Source organism: Micromonospora sp. ATA51 (assembly GCF_016802855.1).
GTDB classification, from domain to species: domain Bacteria; phylum Actinomycetota; class Actinomycetes; order Mycobacteriales; family Micromonosporaceae; genus Micromonospora; species Micromonospora sicca.
In genome coordinates this window covers 1-4,345 of sequence record NZ_JAEVHJ010000439.1, presented here as the reverse complement: position 1 = coordinate 4,345, position 4,345 = coordinate 1, and the positions used below count along the sequence as shown (strand labels likewise).

4 protein-coding genes and 1 pseudogene are annotated in these 4,345 nt (G+C 65.4%); 2 read left to right on the top strand and 3 right to left on the bottom strand.

Annotation, left to right across the window (positions count from 1 at the left end):
- Window positions 1–184 precede the first annotated feature (184 nt).
- Window positions 185–373: a hypothetical protein gene (locus JNW87_RS35385; RefSeq protein ID WP_161557754.1), complete on the top strand. Its 189-nt coding sequence runs from the start codon at window positions 185–187 to the stop codon at window positions 371–373.
- Between the two features lie 348 nt (window positions 374–721).
- Here the strand turns inward: JNW87_RS35385 and JNW87_RS35380 are convergent, their stop codons facing one another.
- Window positions 722–1,030, bottom strand: coding sequence for a hypothetical protein (locus JNW87_RS35380; protein ID WP_236647285.1), 309 nt, complete (start codon window positions 1,028–1,030; stop codon window positions 722–724).
- Window positions 1,031–1,220: 190 nt separating this feature from the next.
- Window positions 1,221–1,490: a hypothetical protein gene (locus JNW87_RS35375; protein ID WP_375373587.1), complete on the bottom strand. Its 270-nt coding sequence runs from the start codon at window positions 1,488–1,490 to the stop codon at window positions 1,221–1,223.
- Between the two features lie 743 nt (window positions 1,491–2,233).
- Between JNW87_RS35375 and JNW87_RS35370 the strand changes: the two genes are divergently transcribed.
- On the top strand, window positions 2,234–2,569 hold the full coding sequence (locus tag JNW87_RS35370; RefSeq protein WP_109799914.1) for a hypothetical protein: 336 nt from the start codon (window positions 2,234–2,236) through the stop codon (window positions 2,567–2,569).
- 458 nt (window positions 2,570–3,027) lie between these two features.
- On the opposite strand, the pseudogene JNW87_RS35365 reads toward JNW87_RS35370, so the two are convergent.
- Window positions 3,028–3,823, bottom strand: a pseudogene (locus tag JNW87_RS35365) (IS5 family transposase).
- Window positions 3,824–4,345: the final 522 nt, after the last annotated feature.

Here is a 4,345-nt window from a genome sequence, read left to right as displayed (position 1 = left end):
AAGCTGCGACCCGGGCTGCACACCAAGATCATGCCAGTCAGCCAAGCCACAGTGGACAGCAGGCCCCGATCAGCGACTCACCTCAGGCTGAATACGTACCTCCGGTCCAGATGCCTTTGGACTTCTGACGCCAGCCTAGAGACCACCAGTCACGTCCGAATTTTTGCCATTTGTGCTGTCGAAGGTGGCAGCCGAGAATCAGGCCAGCCGAGTTGTTGCGGCAGAACTCAACGCCGCCACCGCGCTTCCGGTTGATCGCCCCGCAGTAGACCGGAGCTTGGAAGAGGACGAAGACGAGCAGAAGGCCGACGAGGACCGCGTAGATGCCGGGACCGAACGCGTTGCTACCGAGGGACAACAGGAGCACAGCTAGGACGCCATAACCCCAGTACTGCCAAAGCTTCGACTCGCCGCGAGATGCCATGGTTGCGAAGAGTACCGATGCGAACGCGAAACGTGAAGATCTTCTCGCCTGTCAACCTCCGGCGGCCGGGCGTCCCTCGCTGCCCCATGCTGACCGCTGCATCGGGCACGCTGCGGGCACGGGATTTGAGGTCGACGAGGTCGCATGGCGTTGATCAAGTGCCCCGACTCCTTGACCCCCAGGCAACGATCAGGGTGTCTCTACCTGCGCCGACCTGGGCCAGACCCTGGCGCTGGTGTCCGTTGTCGTCCACAGATGTCCAGCCCGGTACACCCCGATCGTCACCCGGTTAGTCACTCAGCCGCCGGCTTCGACTTCGGCTGGCCGTAGTCTCACCTGCCAGTTGTGAGAGGCATGGCTGACCACGACCGCATCGAGGTAGACGCCAACAGCTGGAAGCTCGCTGCCGCGCGGGAGCGTGGTTATCTCCACCAGGCCCAGCGCATCCGGCTGAGCCTCGATCTCGACGAAGACGCCGAACGGCATCGCCGCGAGGACCCGCGCCCGGACTCGTTCACCCACAGGCAGTACCGACTTGATCTTTGGCCATGAGCGCTTTGCTCGCTCCACTCTGCCGTCGAGCAAGCTCCAAGTGTTGGGGCTCATGGTCACTCATCCTCGCACGGTCAGTTTGGAAGGTGCCTAGCATCAGCTTGGGAATCGGATTGATCTACACGGTGGGTAGCCGTATGGCCTGGCTGGATGAGCACGGAGCGTTCAGGTTGAGGCTGTCTATGTGCCGCTGTTGGCCGGTGTTGACCGTTGGATCGTGCATGGATCGGGCACGCTCGAATGGTCATTGCTGCCGAGACTTCTGAATGTCGACCTTGAGCTGAGCCGCCAGGCTGTAACACAGCCCTCGGAGTTCCTCGATCCGCTCGTAGACGGCTCGCCCTCGATCCGGCGACAGCGACCCGCTCCAGTTGATCGACAGATCGTTGATGCTTCCCATGCCGCCGTATGCGTCCAGCCAGTAATCGAGGCCAGCCGCATCCCGAGCATCCAAGCGGGTAAGCGCTCGATCCGCCCACTGTGCCCAGTGCTCGTTGTAATGCCGGCGTAGCAGGTCGCGCAGCTCGACGAGCGCGGACCGGAATCACCGAAGGTTCCAATCGATACGCGACTGCAGCACCTTGACCACGGCCGGCCTCCTCATGTGGCGCTTTATGTAATCCGAGCGCTGCCTAGACATTGTCCTCGTCGACCTGGCACAAGCGCCTCCCGCGACCCGGTGACCCCTCGTTTGTAAGTTCTAGGCGCGTCGTCCGGCGGCGTCCCGGACCGTCTCCCGCCTCGGCCGACCGTCCGTGCGACGCCGGCCTTGGTCGTCTTCATCCGGGCCGGTTGCTGTCACCGCTGCTGTCGATGACGCAGCGCGGCCCAGCAGAGGAACGCGCCCCCCATCACAGAGAAGGTCTCCCCGAGGCCCCATGACGCCGGCTCCCTCTGAACGGATGGTCGCCCACCCAAACCTCGATCATGAGGACACCCAAGCCGAAGACCAGGAACCACGCACCCAACTGAGCAACCTGCTTGGAAGTCGGCCGCACGCCGGTCTTGGTCATGCAGTCATGGAAGCACGCCTACCGACTGCCGACCATCCCCCGGTCTCCCGGCCCGATGGTCATACGTTGAAGCGGAAGAGTGGCCTGCCCATGACCTGCTAAGACGTGCCTACAGCGCTGGCCAGGATCGTCCTGGGGCTCACGTCGTTGGTCGCTCCTTGACGTCATTTCACGCTGTCTTGTGCCCCCTGTGTGCCCCAGCCCGTCGGCGAAGCTGCCACAGGCTTCGGGCGACAATGGCCACATGCTCACCTACGTCCGTTGGTACTGGCCGGATGACGACCGTTGGAGCTACGACGAGCTGGACGCCGATCGGTGGGCGCTGCGTCACGTTGAGCTGCGTGGATCGGGCGGGGTCTTCTTGGCGGCGGCGTCGCTTGCAGAGGTGCTCATCGCTCGTGACTCAGGGACCGTGGGCGCGGTAGCCGAGTACGAACGCCGGTACGGGGTTGTGCCGGAGGCCCCGTTTCCTCCACCCGGCTCCGCGTTGGAACCTGCCTTGGAAAGCCTGTCCCCCAGGGAGTTCGAGCACCTGTGGCGGGATGCTCGTCGGCAACTGGAACAGCAGACCGGTGCCTGACTCGTCCGTCCCGAAAGAATGATCAGCCGTCGATGAGCTGGGCGAGTAGCCGGGGCGAGCTGCCGGAACAGTCCACCATCGTCCGTGGGCGTCCGGCGTCAGTCGCCCCGGTCGTCACCCAGTTGGTCACCCAGCCCGAGGGTCAGACGTTGAAGCGGAACTCCGAGCCGCGATCGGCCCACCAGCGGGAATGGTGCTCGACCGATGCTCACACGGCCTCCGAGCTTGCCGTCGCTGGTCAATCGTCGACAACATTTGACGGTGTCTTGTGCCCCCTGTGTGCCCCACCGCCGGGCCGCCTCCTGACCTTGAGGCTCAAGGTTGTGGGCGTGTTCTACAGTCGCCACGGAGTTCCTTTCAACGCGCAGATGAGGCTGACATGGGGTCGACGAATCCAGGGCAGACGCGCCTTTCCACCGGGGACAGGCTTCTTGTGGGCGTGGCGGCCTTTAGAGGTCCTAACAAAGTCGTACGACGTGTCGGTACGTGATGATGCAGGTCGCGAGGCTGAGGAAGGCTTCGTGGATGTCGTCGCGGCGTTCCCACCGGATGCGGAGTCGCTTCATGCCGTGGTACCAGGCGATCGTTCGCTCGATCACCCACCGGTAGACGCCCAGCCCGGAGCCGTGTGGTGTGCCGCGGCGGGCGATCCGCGGGCGGATGCCCTTGGCCCGTACCGCTTTGCGGTACCTGTCGTGGTCGTAGGCCCGGTCGGCGAACAGTTCGTCGGGGCGCCGGCGGGGCGGCCTCGCCGGCCGCGGACCGGTGGGACCTTGTCGATCAGCGGCAGCAGTTGGGTGACGTCGTGGCGGTTGCCGCCGGTCAGCGACGCGCACAGGGGGATGCCAGCGCCCTCGGTCAGGACGTGGTGCTTCGAGCCCGCTCGGGCGCGGTCGACCGGGCTCGGTCCGCTTTTGGGCCGCGTCTGGCGGCACGGACGTGGGAGGAGTCGATGACCGCCCGGGACCAGTCCAGCTTTCCCGCGGCCTGCAGCTCGGCGAGCAGTAGTTCGTGCAGCTGCTGCCATACCCCGGCCCGGTTCCACTCCTCGAGCCGCCGCCAGCAGGTCATCCCGGACCCGAACCCGAGCTCCTGGGGCAGGAACTCCCACTGGATGCCGGTGTGCAGCACGAACAGGATCCCGGACAACACCTGCCGATCCGGGATCCGTTTCCGTCCCGGACGCCCGGGATCGCGGAGCACAGGCTTGGGCAGCAACGGCTCGATGCGCTGCCACAACCCGTCCGGCACGATCCACGGCGGCTGCTCACCACGCCTCACGGCCAGACATCGTAAATCACTGTCCGCAAAGGACGGAAGAGGCGTAGATCACTTCTGTTAGGAACTCTTACAGCAGGGCTCGTCGGAGGCTTCGCCCGCTGGATGCTCCACCTGGATGAACGGCTCGGCTTCTGGCTCACCACCCTGTTCTATGCCACGTTTGTCGGCTTGTCGGCTCTCGCCGTTGGCCTTGTGTTGTTGCGCCGAAGGTGACCGTTAGGTCGTCGCCCGGGGTCTTGACCTCTGTGACGGGCACGCATCGGGCACGCCCGGACACTGCGCGCTGTTGCCATCCCATCGCCGTCGACCCGCCCGTCTGGAGAGCGGGCCGCCGCCCGACCCGCCACGTCAAGCGGACCTTGACGCCCGTTCGGACGCTGGCGGGTCGGGCGGCGGTCTGCTCGGCTCGCCCGGGTCGATGGCAGGCGGGATGGCTCTGCGCAACCACCCACGGACGGCGACCCGCCGACGGAGCCCCGGCCATCCTGGAGCCGG

Coding starts and splice junctions, on each gene's coding strand:
- JNW87_RS35380 (WP_236647285.1), bottom strand. CDS start 1,030: ATGAGCCCCAACACTTGGAGCTTGCTCGACGGCAGAGTGGAGCGAGCA.
- JNW87_RS35370 (WP_109799914.1), top strand. CDS start 2,234: ATGCTCACCTACGTCCGTTGGTACTGGCCGGATGACGACCGTTGGAGC.